Consider the following 17,734-nt stretch of genomic DNA (forward strand, 5'->3'; position numbering starts at 1 on the left):
GAAGAATTAAGGAAGGAAGTTATAAGTGTGGATAAAAACATAGACGTACTCATTGTTGGTGGAGGACCATGCGGACTTGCAGCAGCAATCGCTGCTCAGGAAATTGGTTTAAATTGCGTAGTTATAGAAAAAGGAAATATCGTGGAAGCAATATATAATTATCCTACTCACCAAACTTTTTTTAGTACAAGTGAGAAACTATCGATAGGCGATATACCATTCATTGTAGAAGAAAGAAAGCCAAAGAGAAATCAAGCGTTAGTTTATTATAGAGAAGTAGTTAAGTTAAAAAACATACAAGTTAAAAAGTACGAGTTTGTACAAAGTGTAGAAAAAAAAGATAAACATTTTCTAGTGACAACTTCAAAAGCAATTTATCATACTTCGAATGTAATCATTGCAACAGGTTATTACGACCAACCTAACTATATGGGGATACCTGGAGAAGAATTACCCAAGGTTCTACATTATTTTAAAGAAGGTCATCCTTATTTTGCCCAAAATGTTTTAGTAATAGGAGGCAAAAACTCCGCAATTGATGCTGCTTTAGAGTTAAATAAAGCAGGTGCAAATGTAACAGTTGTGTATCGCGGTAGTAATTATTCTCCAAGCATTAAACCTTGGATTTTACCTGAATTTGAGGGACTTGTCCGCAATAAAGAAATAATTATGCATTTTGATACCTCAGTGTTAGAAGTTGACGAACAGTTTGTGTATTTAAATGGACCAGATGGTGATTTCAAAGTTGAGAACGACTTTGTATTTGCGATGACAGGTTATCATCCAGATCATAATTTTTTAACTAAAATGGGAGTTATTATTGATCAGGAGTCGGGTAGACCTACATTTAATGTGTATACAATGGAAACGAATATTGAAGGCATTTTTATTGCAGGGGTGATTGCTGCAGGAAATAATGCAAATGAAATATTTATTGAAAACGGACGTTTTCATGGTAATCTGATTGCAAAGGAAATAGAACGAAAAAGAATAGGTAATTAATGGATAATCGTTTCATGATAGATAATGTTCGATCAATCCTAAGCATTTAACTTTTCTGAGGGCACTGAAAAAGTCCATAGAATTTAATTTTATTAATAATGTAGTCCGATAAATAAGAAAATCATTGAAACGGCTCCCTTTCCGCGGGCGGTTGCCTTAGCCTCCTAGGCCAACACGATGTTGGTCATGAAATCGTTGCCGCAAAAGTTCTTTTGCGACGAGCTTTGCGCAGGAGCAGGATGCGGCGAACTTAGATTGCCTTCCCCTCAGCTGCGGGGTCTTCGGCTAACGCTATTCCCGCAGGAGTGTCGCCTTTTTCAACGATTTTCTATACTAATTGAAAAAATTTTAGTGACTAAAACCTGCTCTATTAATGGCAAGCGAAGTGGAAATCATCAATATAATTCATCCGCATTTATTGTTAAAGTAAAAGACCGTAGGCAAACTCTTTGCGTTTGCCAACAGTCTAACACTGTTCGCTTATTCTTAATTTATATAGAGAAAATATTCTCCATAGCTTTTGTTTTATTTGGATGGTTTAGTGCTATTAGAAGTGCTAGCCTTGCTTTTTGCCCATTTAATCCTGGAGCAAATATAACACCAGCATTTTTTAAGCTTTTTCCTCCACCATCATATCCGTACACATCTTGCGCAATACCATTAAAACATCTAGAAACGAGAACAATCTGAATATCCTTTTTAATACTTTCCTCGATAATTGGTAGAAGACTTGGGGGTACATTTCCCTGACCTAATCCTTCTAATACAATTCCGTCATAACCTAATTCAACACATGAAGCTAACAGATCTGGCTCCATTCCCGCATACACTTTGAAGAGAGCGACTCTTTTCGCGATACTATGAATAGGAAACACTGCTCGATGATTTGGTGAGTGGTGAAAATGCACTATAGACTTAGATATAAAACCTATCGGTCCATACTGAGGACTTTGAAAAGTACTTACATTACTGGCATGAGTTTTTGTAACATTTTCGGCTGTGTGTATTTCATCATTTAATACAACTAACACCCCTTTGTCTTTTGCATCATCAGAACTTGCAACTTTTACAGCAGATAATAGATTATATAATCCATCTGATCCTACTTCATTGGAAGAACGCATCGCACCAGTTAGTACAATTGGAATAGTAGTATCCACGGTTAAGTCCAAAAAATAAGCTGTTTCCTCTAAAGTGTCCGTTCCGTGAGTTATAACTACTCCTTCTATATGGTCCTTTTGAATAGACTCGTCTATCATTTGTTTTAACAAAAGCATTTCTTTTGGAGTAATATGTGGAGATGGCAAATTAAAAGCTTCAATTTCTTTAATATTTGCATATTCTTTTAATTTTTCTCCTTCCATCGAAATAGGATTATTTTCTATAGGGATGACAGCTCCTGTTTCTGCCTGAATTTGCATAGAAATAGTACCGCCTGTATGGATTAATAATATATTTTTCATAGAAACACCTCCGTTATTTTTACAAATTAGCAAAATTATAATGTATAATAGATATAGTTATATGGAAGGAGTAAGGATATGTTTATACTGCTTTCCGTTGCAATAGCTCCGGCTCTTGCACTTTTAAGTTATTTTTACCTACGTAAGGAAATTGCAAAAGAACCTTCTAAGTTATTGTTACATACATTTATTTACGGTGCTATATTAACTTTTCCTATTTTATTCATACAACATGTAATTCAACAAGAAGATGTGTTTTCATCTATATTTATCCACCAAGTATTAGTAACAAGTGCACTAGAAGAATTTTTTAAATGGTTGATTCTTATAATTGCTATTTATAAACATGTTGAGTTTGATGATCCTTATGACGGTATTTTGTATGGGGCAAGTGTTTCTCTTGGATTCGCTACAGTTGAAAACATACTGTTTTTATTGAATTTTGGGATGAATCAAGCATTTTTACGTGCCTTACTACCGGTTTCAAGTCATGCATTATTTGGCGTAGTGATGGGATATTACATAGGAAGAGCAAAATTCACAGTAACGAAAAAAGTGAAATATGAAATTGCTTATGCTCTTTTAGCAACCTTCTTTTTACATGCTACTTATAATAGTATTTTAATCATCAAGGATGTAAATTTGCTATTAATGGTTCCATTTATGTTGTTTTTATGGGTATTCGGTTTATCCAAAGTAAAAAAAGCACATATACTTTCACGTCATAAAAGGTTTGAACATCATGAATATTTTTTGAAAGAAGAATCTAGCCGTAGCTAGATTTTTTTTTGTATATTTATCGATTTCTTACCCAAGCTAGTTATAAAGGAGAGATGTCATTTGAAACAGATAAAATACATCCTAATTAGCTTGGTCTTTATTTCTGGAAGCTATGCATTTATAGGACGGGAACAATCAACTCAGGCATTTTCCACCCAGGTGTTAGAACGGGGTGCTTTTGGTGACGATGTAATTGAATTACAAGCAAGACTTCAATACATTGGATTTTATACAAGTCAAATAGACGGTAAATTTGGCTATAGCACATATTGGGCATTAAGAAATTTTCAAGAGAAATATGGACTTCCTATTGATGGGATTCTAGGGGAAGGCACTAAAAAGAAACTAGTAAATGCATCTAAGTACGATAAACAATATGTGCATGGTCAACTTAATAAAGGCAACAGTTTTACCTATTATGGTGGAACGGACCTAGATAAGCAGGTAAAAAACAAAAAAGCAGAAAGCACGAATATGCAGCTTCCCCCAAAATACTCTGAAAAAGAGTTAAAGTTGATTGCGAATGCCGTTTATGGAGAAGCAAGAGGAGAGCCATACGAAGGGCAAGTTGCGGTTGCAGCAGTTATATTAAACCGAGTGGAGCATCCGGATTTTCCAAATACAGTATCAGAAGTAATTTTTCAGCCACTAGCCTTTACTGCTGTTGCTGATGGTCAAATTTGGCTAGAGCCAAACGAACGAGCAAAAGAAGCAGTTTTAGACGCATTAAATGGTTGGGATCCTACTGAAAATGCTATTTATTACTTTAACCCTGATACAGCTACAAGTGAGTGGATTTGGTCAAGACCTCAAATTAAAAAAATCGGACAGCATATTTTTTGTTCATAAGGAGATAAAATGAAAAAGTATATATGGATAATTGCATCTGTCGCTGTCATATTCCTTGTCTATCATTTTTCAGTTCAAGCAAAGAATAACCGGTTAGAAAATGCGCTGGCTATTCAGTATTCCAATCAATTAACATCTGCTTCAGAAAAATTAGTAAAACTAAGTGACTCAATTGATCAAACTCTATTATTTCAAGATAAAGAAGCACTAGAACAACCATTGGACGATGTATGGAGGCTATCCTCTGATGTTCGTGCATCAATTTCAGCATTACCAATCGATAGTGAGACTTCTACTGCATGGATGAATTATTTAAATCGTATCGGAAATGGTGCTTCACTCGTAAAAGAGGGAAAAGTACCAATTGAAGATTGGCAAAAAAATATGTCAAATGCACGTGATAATTTACGTTCGCTTTCTGAACAATGGGCTTTTACAAACAGAGAGGACGGATCGAAAGATTATATAGTCAATTCGTTTGTGAATAATAAAGTAAATAAAAGTAGTGAAAAGAATTGGAAGTCACTTGGAAATTCAGTGAAAACCTACACGGAAAGTGATTTTCCAATGACGGCTAGTGAGACGGATCAACAGAAAAAGAAGGATCTTAAACATATAGAGGATTCAGAAGTTACTGCTGAACAAATGAAACAAAAATTTATTAAGTTATTCCCAGAATTTAAAGATGCTACAATTCATATTACGGAGAGTTCCAAAGATGCACCATATCCTTTTTACCATATTCAGTTCCATAAGGGAATTCGTATTGGATATGCTGACTTCACTAAAAAGGGTGGTCATTTATTATCTTACTTAATGGAGAGACCATTTGATCAAACAGCAATATCCGTTGAACAATTAAAAGAAAAAGCTTCAACCTATATGAAAGCTTTTGACTATGCGGATACCGAAATGGTGGAGTACCGTGAGAACAATATAGCTTGGCATTTATCATTTGCTAGAAAGGATTCGGAGAATGACGCATTAATTTATGCAGATGGAATTCAACTAAAGGTTGCAAAAGATAATGGCGAATTACTTGGGTTAAACGCAATGGAATATATTCAAAAAGAAAAAATTGCTCCTCAAGAAGTGAAGCCACTGAACTATAAAGAGATGTTCTCAAGTGATTTTTCAGTGGAAGAGGAACGTTTAGCTTATGTTGAAAATAAAGAATTACAACAAAGACTAGCTTTTGAAGTTTTAACAAAAAATGATTCTATTGGCACATATAGAATTTATATCGATACAGAAAATCATGAGATATTGCATGCAGAAAAACTCCCTTAAACATTTTTTTATAGAAAAATGTACTTTTAAGTGTCATAATAGAATTATTATGACACTTAAAGAGGGATAAAAGTATGAAAATTAAACTTGGGACTAATTTAATACTAGAGCCTACGTTTACAGAAAAAGCAGAGAAATATCGATGTAAAGTGGTTGACTTAGATGAACAGTTTATTTATGTTGACTATCCGATAGATACAAATACGAATAGAACCGCTTTTTTCATTGATGGTGCTCAACTTCGTGCTTCTTATGTAGAGGAATCTAAATCCGCGTTTGCTTTTCAAACAGAAGTATTGGGTAAGAGAAATGGGCAAATACCGATGATAAAGCTTCTTTATCCAGGTGACTCGGAAATAATAAAAATTCAAAGAAGAGATTTTGTTCGAGTTACTACTGCTTTAGATATCTCCATACAATTTGAAGATGAAAAATACCAATTTGTTACGGATGATCTTAGTGCAGGAGGAACAGCTGTTATACTGAATCGGGAAGTTAGGTTTAAAGAAGGGGACGAAATTTCTTTACTTATTCCTCTTGCTTTTAATAATGGTGACATTAAATATGTTACTACAACTGCAGCAGTTGTTCGAATATGGGAAAGAGGGCAACAACATATAGCCTCTCTTCAATTTACTGATACAGATGACTTAGATAAACAGCAAATAGTTCGCTTTTGTTTTGAGCGCCAATTATCATTAAGAAAAAGAGAAATGAGCTGAAAAAAGTCTGTTTATACAGGCTTTTTTTTTACGTACGAATTTATGCTAAAATATACTTGAATAGAGTGGAGGCTACAATATGACAAAACAAATACAAATAGCAATAGATGGTCCTGCAGCGGCAGGGAAAAGTACTATTGCTAAAAAGACTGCAGAATTACTTGGATATACATATGTAGATACAGGAGCAATGTATCGTGCAATAACGTATAAAGCCATTCAATCAAACATAGATTTGCAAGATGAAGATAAATTAACTAGTTTACTTAAACAAACATCGATTGAGTTAAAGCCTTCTCCTAAAGGACAGCAAGTATTTCTAGATAATCAAGAAGTAACAGAGGAGATTCGCTCAAAAGAAGTAACAGCATCCGTTTCTGTAGTTGCAGCACATGCCGAATTACGTAAAGAAATGGTGCGTAGACAGGTAGAGATGGGGAAAAACGGAAGTGTGGTAATGGATGGTAGAGATATAGGTACATCCGTATTAACTGATGCTGAGTTAAAAATTTTCATGTCTGCAAGTGTAGAAGAACGTGCAAAAAGAAGGTTTAGTGAGAATAATAAAAGAGGTATTGAGTCCAGTCTAGAAGAACTTATGAATGATATAGAACTTCGAGACAAGCTGGATAGTGAGCGAGAAGCTTCACCTTTAGTACAAGCAGAGGATGCAATTTTTATAGACACTACCTCACTTACAATTGAAGAAGTATCTGAGAAAATTATGAAACTTGCGAAAGAAAGGATGGCATAATATGAATCTATATTCCTTTGCGAAGACAGTTGTTTATGCTGCTTTAAAACCTATATACCGATTTGAAGTAATCGGAATAGAAAAGTTCCCAAAAGAGGGAGGAATTCTATTATGTGCGAATCATATTGATGCTTTAGATCCACCAGTAGTGGGTATTAATGCACCAAGACCAGTAAACTTTATGGCGAAGGAAGAATTATTTAATATTCCAATCTTGAAAAATATTCTTCCTGGAGTAAATGCTTTTCCAGTAAAAAGAGGGATGAGTGATAGAGATGCCTTGCGTATGGCTATTAAACTCTTAAAGAATGGAGAAGTAGTAGGTCTGTTTCCAGAAGGGACAAGAAGTAAAGATGGAAAGCTAGGAAAAGGTTTTAGTGGGGCAGGTTTTTTTGCGCTTAGAGGAGATGCAAATGTAGTTCCTTGTGCGATTATCGGTCCCTATAAACCATTTAGAAAGTTGAAAATTGTATTTGGAGATATGATAGATATTCAACCTTATAGAGAACGGAAAGCTTCTGCTGATGAAGTGACTGAAGTTATAATGGAGAGTATTGGGGTACTACTAGAGCAACATAAAAAAACGAAATAAATCAAATCTTTTTTCAATTTGAGAAGGGCTTCCTTTTGTATTTCTGTGCTTGTTCGCATAAAATAGAGAAGAGACGTTGTGAAGGAGGATAATCATATGTCAGAAGAAATGAACTTAGTTGACTCACATGAGTTTAAAGAGGGAGATCTAGTAAAAGCGACGATTGCGCAAGTAGACGAGAAGTCAGCAATCGTAACAATCGAAGGTGCACCTTTTGATGGAATAGTTCCAATCAGTGAACTATCGAGCTTGCATATTGAAAAAGCATCCGACGCCGTTTCCATCGGTGAAGAATTAGAGCTAATGATTACAAAAGTAGAAGAAGCAAATTTTGTCCTTTCCAAGCGCAAAGTAGATGCAGAAAAAGCTTGGGATCAGCTTGAAAAACAATTTCAATCAGGTGAAGTGATTGAAACAGAAGTAAAAGAAGTAGTAAAAGGTGGTTTAGTCGTTGATTTAGGTGTGAGAGGGTTTATCCCGGCATCTTTAATCGAGGATCATTTTGTAGAGTCATTTGAGGATTATAAAGGTAAAGTGTTAACCTTTAAAATTGTGGAATTAGAGAAGGAAAAAAATAGGCTTATTCTTTCTCATAAAGCAGTTGTTGAAGATGAAAAAGCTGTAAGTAAACAGAAAACGCTTGAAAATATTCATAGCGGAGATATAATTTTGGGAACTGTTCAGCGAATTGCATCTTTTGGTGCTTTTGTTGATATTGGCGGTGTGGATGGTCTTGTTCATATTTCTCAAATATCTCATGATCATTTAGATAATGTTGCGGATGTATTAAAAGAAGGACAAGAAGTAAAAGTAAAAGTATTATCAGTAGATCGAGATTCAGAAAGAATTTCTTTATCTATTAAAGATACTTTACCAGGACCTTGGACAGAAATTGAAGATAAAGCATCTAAAGGTTCTGTATTAACGGGTACGGTGAGACGCATCGTTTCATATGGTGCGTTTGTAGAAGTATTCCCTGGTGTCGAGGGTCTAGTTCATATTTCTCAAATTGCGCATAAGCATGTTACTTCTCCTCATGAAGTGCTAAAAGAGGGCGAAGAAGTGGAAGTGAAAGTACTTGATGTTAATAGTAAGGACAAACGTCTATCTTTAAGCATTAAGGATCTTATTGAAAATGAGAACGACTACAACTTAGACGACTATCAATTACCAGAAGAGTCAAAAGGATTTTCTATAAGTGATGTATTAGGCGATAAACTAAAGGATTTTACGAATAAAAACTAGATTAGACTGTTCCCAAAAAGTTTTTAGGGAGTCGAAGGTATTATTCATAATATGATTTAATTGAGCAGGCGATTTTATAAAGTCGCCTGCTTTTGTGTGTCCTAATCCCATGCAATTTTACTAAAGGGAGTCCCGTTTCCACAGAAGAACAAATGCTTCGCCTCTGCATATCCCATTGAAGGTGGGAAGCTTCAATAGTGAAAAATCAATAAAAAGTGAACACTTCGAAAAATGTATCCTAAAACAAAATAGACCTTTTGCATGAAGGTCTTTAAAAACTGGATATTAAACTGGGAGTTAGGAAGGAAAGTGACGCGTCTTATTTGCTTTTAATAATATGTCCAATAATTACAAAATAATATAACCAATTAGTGTTGATGTGACCTAGATCTTTTTCTATTCCTTTTTTAATCTTTTCGACTATTACCATTCTGTGTACTTTCAGCAATTGTGGAAGTAGCTTGCTTATAATCATTATTTATAGTAGGTGAAGAGGCTTTTACAGGATCTCCATACGCTGTATCAGTAGTTTGAACTTTCTTTTTCTTACTAGTACTTGCATTCGTATTCACGTTTTTATTTGTCATTTGTGTAGAACCTCCTAAATAAATTTCTAAATATCCTACGAAAGGAGAGTTGATTACGCTTATTATTCATCTCAAATCCGATTTTTATACACAGACCAGTAAGGCAAGCGACTTTGTAAATAGAATTTTTTGAGCATAAAGAAAAGGAGGACTGAAGAGTGACTTTATAAGTGGTGCAGATAATAATTGTGAAGGTCGCTTTTTTGTTCGTTCACATTATCGTAAAAATTGAATATTCAAAAAGGATAGACAAAATTATTTTTTTAGTATAATATTCCTTGTAGGGTAGGTAATATGAATTACTTAAATACCGGATATTTTTAAAAATCTTAGCAAGAATATTATTTCTAGGAAAGAAGATGCGAACGGTTATGAAGAGGTATTATGTTTTGAGACAAAGAGATGATTTTTTGGATTATTTTCACAATTAATAGATGATTCGAAGTGTATAATAATTCCCAAAAAAATGATAGATGTTTTTTGGATGTGGTCTATCTAGTTGAAATTAACAAAATGGATAGAGGATATGAAATAAAAGTAATAAAAGAAACGAAAATATAGGTGACATGGTTTGAACTATTTCAAAAAAATTTAAAAGTTTCTAAGGAAAAAGGAGAAATCTATGAAAAGAGTAGTAGCAGATAATTCTGGGATATTGGAATAATGAAAGCTAATAAAAATATAAGAAATAGAAATAGAAATAGAATTATAGTAATGATTGTAATGATTATAGTTATAATTTTAATAAGTATAGAATACAATATTTCTCGTTAAATATAAGAATAACCAAGAATTTGAGTTATAATGACTGACAAAAATAATTCCATTCCTCCTCACTTAATTGTGGGTGGGGCTTTTTTTATTTGCCTAATAAGGAATCATGATTGGTGAATACATTGATTATAGTTGAAAAGAAAAAGGAGAGAATAAATGGATCCTCGTTTAGCAGAGCTTCTTCAGAAGACAAGTTTATACGGTACTTTAGCGAAATACTATGAACATATAGATCCAAAATGGCATATGTATTTTTACGAATTGCACTTTAAGTATGAGAATCAGCTTGTTCAATATTACTGGATGCTTCGTCAACAAAATCCAAATATGGATAACGAATGATCTACACTATTTTTAATTTAGTTAGCCGCCAAGTTAGAAGCGGCAGACGTTACGTTAAAATAATTGAATCCAACGAGTGATTTATGATTTATTCAACTAACGAGTGCTTTAGTTGATGAAGGCACTGCGTTCTAAACTATAAATAAAAGCCCAACCACAAAAAAGTGAAAGGGCTTTTGTTATTTAATCCATTTCAAAAAGGTATCTTGCTATTTCACTTTCATTGAATTTATCATTAAAAGTGATTTCGTAAACTCCTCTTTCTCGCATGTCTTCAATCATTAAGTCTTCATTAATATCTATGCCTAACCGTTTTTCTAATTCTTCATCTGAAAATGTAGTATCTAATTGAATATTTACTAATTCATCTTCAAAAAACATAGCACTTACATAATCAATTCCATCTGTTCCTAAATAAGAAATATAATCAACTTCTACAATTTCACCTTGTTTAAATTCCAGTTGACCATTTTCATATTACGTTTCGCGAGGATCTATTGAAAATAATGCATCTATGTTTGCACGTGTTAATGTATTATCTATTTCTACCAAAGGTGGTATTGAGTGCTCAAATCGATTCCCACCGAGGGTGTAGCTGAATAGTTATACAAATAAAGATAAAGATAACAATAATTTGTTGTCTGTTTATTAGTAATGCTTGTAATATCCGTTAGTTAGCTTTCTTAACTTATACATAATGCCGCCTATGACTTTTATGTTCTAGCCCCAAGACAATGCATGGTATGCAATTAATTTGTGTAAGTTTATTTAACAATTTCTAAACACTTGATACGTCTAGGATTTCGTTTAATATATAGGGAATGTGCATTTGTGTGTCACTATGTTGTATAATACAGAATAGATGAAGTTGGAAGGATGAATTAGCAATGACAAAACCAGTAGTAGCAATCGTTGGTAGGCCAAATGTCGGCAAATCAACTATATTTAATCGAATTGTAGGAGAGCGTGTATCTATTGTGGAAGATATACCAGGTGTTACACGTGATCGTATATATAGCTCGGCAGATTGGTTAACACATGAGTTTAACATTATTGACACAGGTGGTATTGAGCTTAGTGATGAACCATTCTTAGAGCAGATTAAACAACAAGCAGAAATTGCAATGGACGAAGCTGACGTAATTGTTTTCTTAACAAATGGGCGAGAAGGTGTAACTTCAGCTGACGAATATGTTGCAAAAATTTTATACAAAACGAAAAAGCCTGTAGTTTTAGCGGTGAATAAAATCGACAATCCTGATATGCGTGAAATGATCTATGACTTTTATGCATTAGGTATGGGCGAACCATATCCAATCTCTGGATCACATGGACTCGGACTTGGGGATTTATTAGATGAAGTTGCGAAAAATTTCCCTGATTTGGAGGACCAAGAGTACGGTGAGGATGTTATTAAATTCTCATTAATCGGAAGACCTAATGTAGGGAAGTCATCATTAATCAATGCATTTTTAGGACATGAACGTGTAATCGTAAGTGATATAGCTGGTACTACGAGAGATGCTATAGACACTGAGTACTCCTTTGATGGACAAGATTATGTCATGATCGATACAGCAGGAATGAGAAAAAAAGGTAAAGTTTACGAAACAACGGAGAAATACAGTGTGTTGCGTGCTCTAAAAGCGATAGAACGCTCAGATGTTGTTTTAGTTGTTATAAATGCAGAAGAAGGTATTCAGGAGCAGGATAAAAAAATTGCTGGATATGCACATGAGGGCGGAAAAGCGGTTATTATCGTAGTCAATAAATGGGATGCAATTGAGAAAAATGATAAAACGATGAATGAAATGACAAAATCTATTCGTGAACATTTTCAATTCTTAGACTATGCACCAATAGTATTTGTATCAGCAAAAACAAAACAACGTGTGCATGCAATTTTACCTATTATTAATAAAGTAAGTGAAAATCATTCACTTCGTGTACAATCTTCTGTATTGAATGAAGTGATTGAGGATTCTGTAGCTCGTAATCCTGCCCCTACTGATAAAGGCAAAAGATTGCGTATTTACTATGCAACGCAAGTGGCTATTAAGCCACCGACATTTGTTGTGTTTGTAAATGAACCTGAGTTAATGCACTTCTCATACGAGCGATTTTTAGAAAATCGTATTAGAGAATCATTTGATTTTGAGGGAACTCCTATCCGAATCATTACTCGTGCAAGAACTTGATTAAATTGTTTTAAAGGGGCGTATAGTAATGGAGAAGATAACTGTATTAGGAGCTGGTAGCTGGGGTACAGCTCTAGCAATGGTACTAGCTAATAACAATCATGATTGTCTCCTTTGGTCACATAGAGAAAACCAAGCAGCTGAAATAAATACTGAACATACAAATAAAAAGTATCTACCAGAAACCGTTTTACCGAGTAACCTAAAAGCAACTAGTAGCTTTGAAACAGCTATCAAACATGCAAATACCATTGTAATTGCGGTTCCTACGAAGGCGATTCGAGATGTTTGTAGTGATATGAAAGAGCATTTAAATAGTAAAAAACTGTTTGTGCATGTTTCGAAGGGGATAGAACCTGATTCATTCAAACGTATTTCTGAAATGATTGTAGATGAAATACCTACAATCAATGTGGAAGCAATTGTTGTATTATCTGGTCCGAGCCATGCAGAAGAAGTTGTCTTAAACCACCCTACTACTATTACTGCTGCGAGTGAGAATATGGAAGCTGCTAAACAGGTTCAAGACTTATTTATGAACAATTCTTTTCGAGTATATACGAATGATGACGTGATTGGTGTAGAAATAGGGGCTGCCCTTAAAAATGTAATTGCTTTAGCTGCAGGTATTGTTGATGGATTAGGCTATGGTGATAATGCAAAGGCTGCTCTTATAACAAGAGGCCTAGCAGAAATTACGAGGTTAGGTATTAGTTTAGGCGCACAACCTTATACATTTTCAGGTTTAACTGGGATGGGAGACTTGATTGCCACGTGTACAAGCGTCCATTCTAGAAACTGGAGAGCTGGAAATATGCTTGGCAAGGGTGCATCGCTTGAAAAAGTATTAAATGAGATAGGTATGGTAGTAGAGGGCGTTCGAACTACGAAAGCTGCTTATCAACTAGCTCAAAAACAACAGGTGGATATGCCTATTACTGAAGCGCTTTATTCTGTTTTATTTGAAAATATAAGTCCTAAAGAGGCAGTAGATATACTAATGCATAGAACGAAGAAACATGAGTTAGAGGATTATAAAACTTTCTAATTTATACAAAAAGAGTTGTACAAATTACAACTCTTTTTTGATGTGATATACTTTTTAGTTGTAGAAAGGTGGGTAAGCACATGTTATTGATATCATCTATGGATAAGATGTGGATTTCATTTGGTTCAATGGGCAGTATGTTTTTAGCTATGTTGTTTATGTTCTTTGTTAAGACGAAACTACAAAACAAATTTCTAAAAGCTATATTTGGTTTGATTGCATACATATTATTATTTATTGGATTTATCACAATGGTATATATTATCTTTAATCCAACAAAAGCTTAGTAAGGAGATTAGGATGAGAAATATTAAACTACTTGGTATGCTCATGATAGCTATTCTTGTATTGGCTGGATGTGGCTTTAAAAACGGACAAGAAGCTGAAAATCTATTGCCGTATGAAGATCAGTTAGAAGCTGTCCAAAAAGCCGTTGATAGCTTTAAAGAAGATTCGGCTGGATTATTACCGATTAAAACCCGTGATATGGAAACGGACTTGTATATTAAGTATCCGATTGACTTTAAAAAAATTGTACCTTCATACTTAGGGAAGGCGCCAGCCAATTCTTATGAAGTTGGTGGTATTTATCAATACGTGTTAATGGATGTAGAAGATGATCCGACTGTAAAATTAGTAGATTTACGAATTGCAGATACTATACGAGATATAAACTATCGAAAAGGTATTAATGGATACGGACCCGTTGCTGAAATCATTACGGAAGGTGTCTACAAATTAGATTACAAGAAGATGGGATATAAAAGTGAATTATCCGTACAGAGCCCTTATTCAGACACTCAATTACCTTTAGTGGCAACTGGCGATGGCAAAGTATACGTGGATTACTCAATTGAATTGAATCGTTTACTTCAAGAGAATGAAACTAAAGTTCAACCAGGCGAGGACATTCGTCATCTATTAACAGATAATTTTGCAATTGTTCCTGCCTACTCTTTACCGTATACCGTAAATGAGAATAATGAACCAGTTTTTATGTTATCAAAATAAGCTCTCCAACGTTTCGTGCATTATGCATGAAACGTTTTTTTTGTGCATATATTAAACTGCGAAGAAAGGAGAATATCCATGACAAATAAACTTTATGAACAAATAGCTGAGCGTACTAATGGAGATGTGTATATTGGTGTTGTAGGACCAGTTCGTGTTGGAAAATCTACATTTGTAAAGCGTGTAATGGAGCTTGTAGTTATTCCAAATATAAAAGAGGAATCGGAAAGAATACGTGCACAGGATGAACTTCCACAAAGTTCTCCAGGTAATGTAATTATGACAGCAGAGCCCAAATTTGTTCCTGCACATGGAACGAATATCTATCTGGGCGAAGAGCAGTTACGATTACAAATTAGATTAGTAGATTGTGTAGGTTATATGATTGATGGAATAAAAACGCATTCAGGCGAAGATGGTCAAAAATTAGTGCATACACCTTGGCATAGTGAAGCCATCCCATTTGAAGAGGCTGCAAGAATTGGAACAGATAAAGTAATTCGAGATCATTCAACAATCGGTATAGTAGTAACAACAGATGGCTCGGTTAATAATATTCCAAGAAAAGCTGCTGAAAGTGCGGAAAGAGAAATCATTGCTCAACTGAAAGAAATCGGTAAACCTTTTGTTATTGTATTAAATAGTAAATTGCCTGGTCATGTTGATACTATTCAATTATGTGAAGACTTACAGAAAGAGCATGAAGTGCCGGTTATTGCGGTTGCTGTCGATCGAATGACTGCGGAGGAAATTCAATACATACTCCAACAAGCACTTTATGAATTTCCGATTACGGATATTGAACTAGTGAAACCTGATTGGACTGATGTATTAGAACCAGATCATTTCGTGAATAATGCAATTACATCCTCCTTGCAGGAATGGCTTCAAATTGTATCTAAAATGAGAGATGTGAAAGAGCTGGCTTCACGATTTAAACAAGTTCCTTTCATTCAATCTGCAGATGTTGTGGAAGCTAATCCTGGACGTGGATCAGCATGTATCCAAATTGGCTTAAAACCTGAGGTATTTCAAGAAGTGTGTGACGAATGGTTAGAAGAACCTATTCAAACTAAAAAAGACTGGCTCCTGTTTGTGAAAGAAGCTTCAACAGCTAGAAAGGCATATAACAAATTTTCAGAGGCTTTAGAGGCTGCCAAAACACATGGTTACGGTGTTTCACTACCAACTATCCAAGACTTCCAACCGTCTGCACCTGAAATTATAAAGCAAAATAATTTCTACGGTGTTAGCTTAAAGGCTAAGGCAGCTTCGCTTCATATAATCCGTGTTGACATGGAGGCTGAATTTGCGCCGCTGATTGGATCAGAATTCCATAGCCAACAACTGTTAAAAGATTTAAAGCATGGCTATTTACATGATCGAGATGCATTATGGCAAACACAAGTCTTTGGTACTTCACTTGTAGAAGTTATGAAAGAAAGTTTGCGATATAAAACAGAGAATGTTTCGGAAATTGCAAAGAAGAGAATGCGTGAAACAATTGAAAGAATGGTAAATGAAGGAGATAGAGGTTTAGTAACATTTATTTTATAAAATTTATAACGGGGCTTTTCGCGACTATGCGAAAAGTCCCGTTATTTCATTAAATTCCATTATTTTTGCTTAAAGTTCCCAAAAGAGGTGCAAATAGTGTTGCTAAGCCTTTTTGGTTGTGATACTCTTTTTACAGGTTGAAGCTATCTTCCTTTGAGAGGAGGTGAATGGTATGAATAAAACAGAATTAGTGAACTCTGTTGCTGAAGCTGCGGATCTTTCTAAAAAAGACGCATCTAAAGCAGTTGAAGCTGTATTTGAATCAATTCAAACTGCACTTGCAAGTGGTGAAAAAGTTCAATTAATCGGTTTTGGTAACTTTGAAGTTCGTGAACGTGCTGCACGTAAAGGACGTAACCCACAAACAGGTAAAGAAATCGACATCGCAGCAAGCAAGGTGCCTGCTTTTAAACCAGGTAAAGCGCTTAAAGACGCAGTAAAATAATCGATGTTGTAGTACATAGAACGGTTGCCTTGAAGCTAGCTTCTGGGTAGCCGTTCTTTTCTTTAAATAAACATATCTTGAAGAAAACATAATTATCCATTGGGAAAGTTATTTATTATATTCGATTCGTATGCTAAGATGCTAATGGTATATATCAATGCGTTTTTTAGATGAATTGTTTCTAGGGGGTTAACAGATGACAAATGTCGATCTGAAAAAAATAGAAAAAGCAGTTACAATGATTTTAGAAGCTGTTGGCGAGGATCCTTCGAGGGAAGGGTTACTAGACACACCAAAAAGAGTTTCAAAAATGTACGCTGAAATGTTCGAAGGATTACATCAAGATCCAAAAGAATATTTTAAAACTGTTTTTAACGAGGACCATGAAGAACTAGTATTAGTCAAAGACATACCGTTCTATTCAATGTGTGAACACCATTTAGTTCCTTTTTATGGGAAAGCACATGTTGCGTATATTCCTAGAGATGGAGTAGTAACAGGACTAAGTAAATTAGCTAGGGCAGTAGAAACTACTGCAAGACGCCCGCAGCTTCAAGAAAGGATTACATCCACTATAGCGGAAAGCATAATGGATATGCTAAATCCCCACGGTGTTTATGTTGTAATCGAAGCTGAACATATGTGTATGACAATGCGAGGTATAAAGAAACCTGGTGCTAAAACAATTACTGCAGTAGCAAAAGGTATCTTAGAAAAAGATGAAGTGAAAAGATCGGAAATATTGTCTTTTATACAGATGAAGTAACAGCTTTGGATGAATGGATAAGAATATGTTATGATGGAAAAAGACTGTGAACAAAGGAGACTTTAAAATGTCTAGTTCAGATTTTATTGTTATAAAAGCAGAAGAAGATGGCGTACATGTGATTGGATTGACAAGAGGTACTGATACAAAATTCCACCATTCAGAGAAACTGGATGATGGGGAAGTAATGATTGCTCAATTTACTGAACACACATCTGCTATGAAAATCCGTGGTAAAGCATCTATTCACACTGCGAATGGTATTGTTCAAAGTGATACGAAAAAAATGTAAGAAACTTTAAAAGATCA

Annotated in this window: 20 protein-coding genes; 17 read left to right on the forward strand and 3 right to left on the reverse strand. The window is 34.8% G+C overall.

From position 1 onward, the window contains the following. The first annotated feature begins 27 nt into the window (after positions 1 to 27). Positions 28 to 1,002 (forward strand): YpdA family putative bacillithiol disulfide reductase, encoded by a 975-nt coding sequence (locus PGC35_RS08695; RefSeq protein ID WP_375218879.1) that lies wholly within the window; start codon positions 28 to 30, stop codon positions 1,000 to 1,002. A gap of 491 nt (positions 1,003 to 1,493) precedes the next feature. On the opposite strand, the gene PGC35_RS08700 is transcribed toward PGC35_RS08695, so the two are convergent. Then, positions 1,494 to 2,465, reverse strand: coding sequence for an asparaginase (locus tag PGC35_RS08700; RefSeq protein WP_375218880.1), 972 nt, complete (start codon positions 2,463 to 2,465; stop codon positions 1,494 to 1,496). A 78-nt stretch (positions 2,466 to 2,543) separates the two neighbouring features. Here PGC35_RS08700 and prsW point away from each other — a divergent pair, with 78 nt between their 5' ends. The 7 genes from prsW to rpsA all read left to right on the forward strand — a co-directional run bounded on the left by prsW (position 2,544) and on the right by rpsA (position 8,697). Beyond that, the gene (prsW, locus tag PGC35_RS08705) at positions 2,544 to 3,245 is read left to right on the forward strand and encodes a glutamic-type intramembrane protease PrsW (protein ID WP_375218881.1); all 702 of its coding nucleotides are present in this window, start codon (positions 2,544 to 2,546) and stop codon (positions 3,243 to 3,245) included. Positions 3,246 to 3,329: 84 nt separating this feature from the next. After that, positions 3,330 to 4,094: a spore cortex-lytic enzyme gene (gene sleB, locus PGC35_RS08710; protein ID WP_375218926.1), complete on the forward strand. Its 765-nt coding sequence runs from the start codon at positions 3,330 to 3,332 to the stop codon at positions 4,092 to 4,094. Between the two features lie 9 nt (positions 4,095 to 4,103). Beyond that, complete coding sequence (locus PGC35_RS08715; RefSeq protein WP_056829454.1) at positions 4,104 to 5,384, forward strand: PepSY1/2 domain-containing protein; 1,281 nt, start codon at positions 4,104 to 4,106, stop codon at positions 5,382 to 5,384. A gap of 74 nt (positions 5,385 to 5,458) precedes the next feature. Further along, the gene (locus PGC35_RS08720) at positions 5,459 to 6,106 is read left to right on the forward strand and encodes a flagellar brake protein (protein WP_056829455.1); all 648 of its coding nucleotides are present in this window, start codon (positions 5,459 to 5,461) and stop codon (positions 6,104 to 6,106) included. A gap of 79 nt (positions 6,107 to 6,185) precedes the next feature. Then, positions 6,186 to 6,860, forward strand: coding sequence for a (d)CMP kinase (gene cmk, locus PGC35_RS08725; protein ID WP_053589810.1), 675 nt, complete (start codon positions 6,186 to 6,188; stop codon positions 6,858 to 6,860). Position 6,861: 1 nt separating this feature from the next. Next, positions 6,862 to 7,452: a lysophospholipid acyltransferase family protein gene (locus tag PGC35_RS08730; RefSeq protein ID WP_053589809.1), complete on the forward strand. Its 591-nt coding sequence runs from the start codon at positions 6,862 to 6,864 to the stop codon at positions 7,450 to 7,452. A gap of 96 nt (positions 7,453 to 7,548) precedes the next feature. Further along, positions 7,549 to 8,697, forward strand: coding sequence for a 30S ribosomal protein S1 (gene rpsA, locus PGC35_RS08735; protein WP_275790114.1), 1,149 nt, complete (start codon positions 7,549 to 7,551; stop codon positions 8,695 to 8,697). A 407-nt stretch (positions 8,698 to 9,104) separates the two neighbouring features. Here rpsA and PGC35_RS08740 read toward each other — a convergent pair whose 3' ends face one another. Then, positions 9,105 to 9,284: a hypothetical protein gene (locus PGC35_RS08740; RefSeq protein WP_056829461.1), complete on the reverse strand. Its 180-nt coding sequence runs from the start codon at positions 9,282 to 9,284 to the stop codon at positions 9,105 to 9,107. 930 nt (positions 9,285 to 10,214) lie between these two features. On the opposite strand from PGC35_RS08740, the gene PGC35_RS08745 reads away from it, so the two are divergent. Continuing rightward, the gene (locus PGC35_RS08745; protein ID WP_053589805.1) at positions 10,215 to 10,400 is read left to right on the forward strand and encodes a hypothetical protein; all 186 of its coding nucleotides are present in this window, start codon (positions 10,215 to 10,217) and stop codon (positions 10,398 to 10,400) included. A 183-nt stretch (positions 10,401 to 10,583) separates the two neighbouring features. On the opposite strand, the gene PGC35_RS08750 is transcribed toward PGC35_RS08745, so the two are convergent. Continuing rightward, on the reverse strand, positions 10,584 to 10,781 hold the full coding sequence (locus tag PGC35_RS08750; RefSeq protein WP_375218882.1) for a hypothetical protein: 198 nt from the start codon (positions 10,779 to 10,781) through the stop codon (positions 10,584 to 10,586). A gap of 506 nt (positions 10,782 to 11,287) precedes the next feature. Here PGC35_RS08750 and der point away from each other — a divergent pair. From der to mtrB, 8 genes are all read left to right on the forward strand, one after another. Next, positions 11,288 to 12,598 carry a ribosome biogenesis GTPase Der gene (gene der / locus PGC35_RS08755; protein ID WP_053589803.1) on the forward strand — a complete coding sequence of 437 codons (1,311 nt, stop codon included), beginning with the start codon at positions 11,288 to 11,290 and terminating at the stop codon, positions 12,596 to 12,598. 28 nt (positions 12,599 to 12,626) lie between these two features. Then, the gene (locus PGC35_RS08760) at positions 12,627 to 13,646 is read left to right on the forward strand and encodes an NAD(P)H-dependent glycerol-3-phosphate dehydrogenase (RefSeq protein WP_375218883.1); all 1,020 of its coding nucleotides are present in this window, start codon (positions 12,627 to 12,629) and stop codon (positions 13,644 to 13,646) included. 80 nt (positions 13,647 to 13,726) lie between these two features. Continuing rightward, positions 13,727 to 13,933 carry a DUF2768 domain-containing protein gene (locus PGC35_RS08765; RefSeq protein WP_231687546.1) on the forward strand — a complete coding sequence of 69 codons (207 nt, stop codon included), beginning with the start codon at positions 13,727 to 13,729 and terminating at the stop codon, positions 13,931 to 13,933. A gap of 13 nt (positions 13,934 to 13,946) precedes the next feature. Then, positions 13,947 to 14,657, forward strand: a complete 711-nt coding sequence (locus PGC35_RS08770) for a hypothetical protein (RefSeq protein ID WP_375218884.1) — start codon at positions 13,947 to 13,949, stop codon at positions 14,655 to 14,657. A gap of 78 nt (positions 14,658 to 14,735) precedes the next feature. After that, positions 14,736 to 16,214: a stage IV sporulation protein A gene (gene spoIVA / locus PGC35_RS08775; RefSeq protein WP_053589800.1), complete on the forward strand. Its 1,479-nt coding sequence runs from the start codon at positions 14,736 to 14,738 to the stop codon at positions 16,212 to 16,214. Positions 16,215 to 16,386: 172 nt separating this feature from the next. Next, positions 16,387 to 16,659, forward strand: a complete 273-nt coding sequence (locus PGC35_RS08780; RefSeq protein WP_053589799.1) for an HU family DNA-binding protein — start codon at positions 16,387 to 16,389, stop codon at positions 16,657 to 16,659. A gap of 196 nt (positions 16,660 to 16,855) precedes the next feature. After that, on the forward strand, positions 16,856 to 17,425 hold the full coding sequence (gene folE, locus PGC35_RS08785; RefSeq protein WP_053589798.1) for a GTP cyclohydrolase I FolE: 570 nt from the start codon (positions 16,856 to 16,858) through the stop codon (positions 17,423 to 17,425). Between the two features lie 67 nt (positions 17,426 to 17,492). Further along, positions 17,493 to 17,717 carry a trp RNA-binding attenuation protein MtrB gene (gene mtrB, locus PGC35_RS08790; protein WP_053589797.1) on the forward strand — a complete coding sequence of 75 codons (225 nt, stop codon included), beginning with the start codon at positions 17,493 to 17,495 and terminating at the stop codon, positions 17,715 to 17,717. Positions 17,718 to 17,734: the final 17 nt, after the last annotated feature.

The sequence above is a fragment of the Psychrobacillus sp. PGGUH221 genome, from assembly GCF_042055255.1.
Lineage (GTDB): Bacteria > Bacillota > Bacilli > Bacillales_A > Planococcaceae > Psychrobacillus.

Bases quoted from the DNA above. Each gene is read 5' to 3' on its own strand.
- mtrB (WP_053589797.1), top strand. From the start codon at position 17,493: ATGTCTAGTTCAGATTTTATTGTTATAAAAGCAGAAGAAGATGGCGTA.
- cmk (WP_053589810.1), top strand. From the start codon at position 6,186: ATGACAAAACAAATACAAATAGCAATAGATGGTCCTGCAGCGGCAGGG.
- PGC35_RS08770 (WP_375218884.1), top strand. From the start codon at position 13,947: ATGAGAAATATTAAACTACTTGGTATGCTCATGATAGCTATTCTTGTA.
- der (WP_053589803.1), top strand. From the start codon at position 11,288: ATGACAAAACCAGTAGTAGCAATCGTTGGTAGGCCAAATGTCGGCAAA.
- PGC35_RS08715 (WP_056829454.1), top strand. From the start codon at position 4,104: ATGAAAAAGTATATATGGATAATTGCATCTGTCGCTGTCATATTCCTT.
- PGC35_RS08780 (WP_053589799.1), top strand. From the start codon at position 16,387: ATGAATAAAACAGAATTAGTGAACTCTGTTGCTGAAGCTGCGGATCTT.
- PGC35_RS08765 (WP_231687546.1), top strand. From the start codon at position 13,727: ATGTTATTGATATCATCTATGGATAAGATGTGGATTTCATTTGGTTCA.
- PGC35_RS08745 (WP_053589805.1), top strand. From the start codon at position 10,215: ATGGATCCTCGTTTAGCAGAGCTTCTTCAGAAGACAAGTTTATACGGT.
- folE (WP_053589798.1), top strand. From the start codon at position 16,856: ATGACAAATGTCGATCTGAAAAAAATAGAAAAAGCAGTTACAATGATT.
- PGC35_RS08720 (WP_056829455.1), top strand. From the start codon at position 5,459: ATGAAAATTAAACTTGGGACTAATTTAATACTAGAGCCTACGTTTACA.
- spoIVA (WP_053589800.1), top strand. From the start codon at position 14,736: ATGACAAATAAACTTTATGAACAAATAGCTGAGCGTACTAATGGAGAT.
- PGC35_RS08750 (WP_375218882.1), bottom strand. From the start codon at position 10,781: ATGTTTTTTGAAGATGAATTAGTAAATATTCAATTAGATACTACATTT.
- PGC35_RS08730 (WP_053589809.1), top strand. From the start codon at position 6,862: ATGAATCTATATTCCTTTGCGAAGACAGTTGTTTATGCTGCTTTAAAA.
- PGC35_RS08740 (WP_056829461.1), bottom strand. From the start codon at position 9,284: ATGACAAATAAAAACGTGAATACGAATGCAAGTACTAGTAAGAAAAAG.
- rpsA (WP_275790114.1), top strand. From the start codon at position 7,549: ATGTCAGAAGAAATGAACTTAGTTGACTCACATGAGTTTAAAGAGGGA.
- PGC35_RS08760 (WP_375218883.1), top strand. From the start codon at position 12,627: ATGGAGAAGATAACTGTATTAGGAGCTGGTAGCTGGGGTACAGCTCTA.
- PGC35_RS08700 (WP_375218880.1), bottom strand. From the start codon at position 2,465: ATGAAAAATATATTATTAATCCATACAGGCGGTACTATTTCTATGCAA.
- prsW (WP_375218881.1), top strand. From the start codon at position 2,544: ATGTTTATACTGCTTTCCGTTGCAATAGCTCCGGCTCTTGCACTTTTA.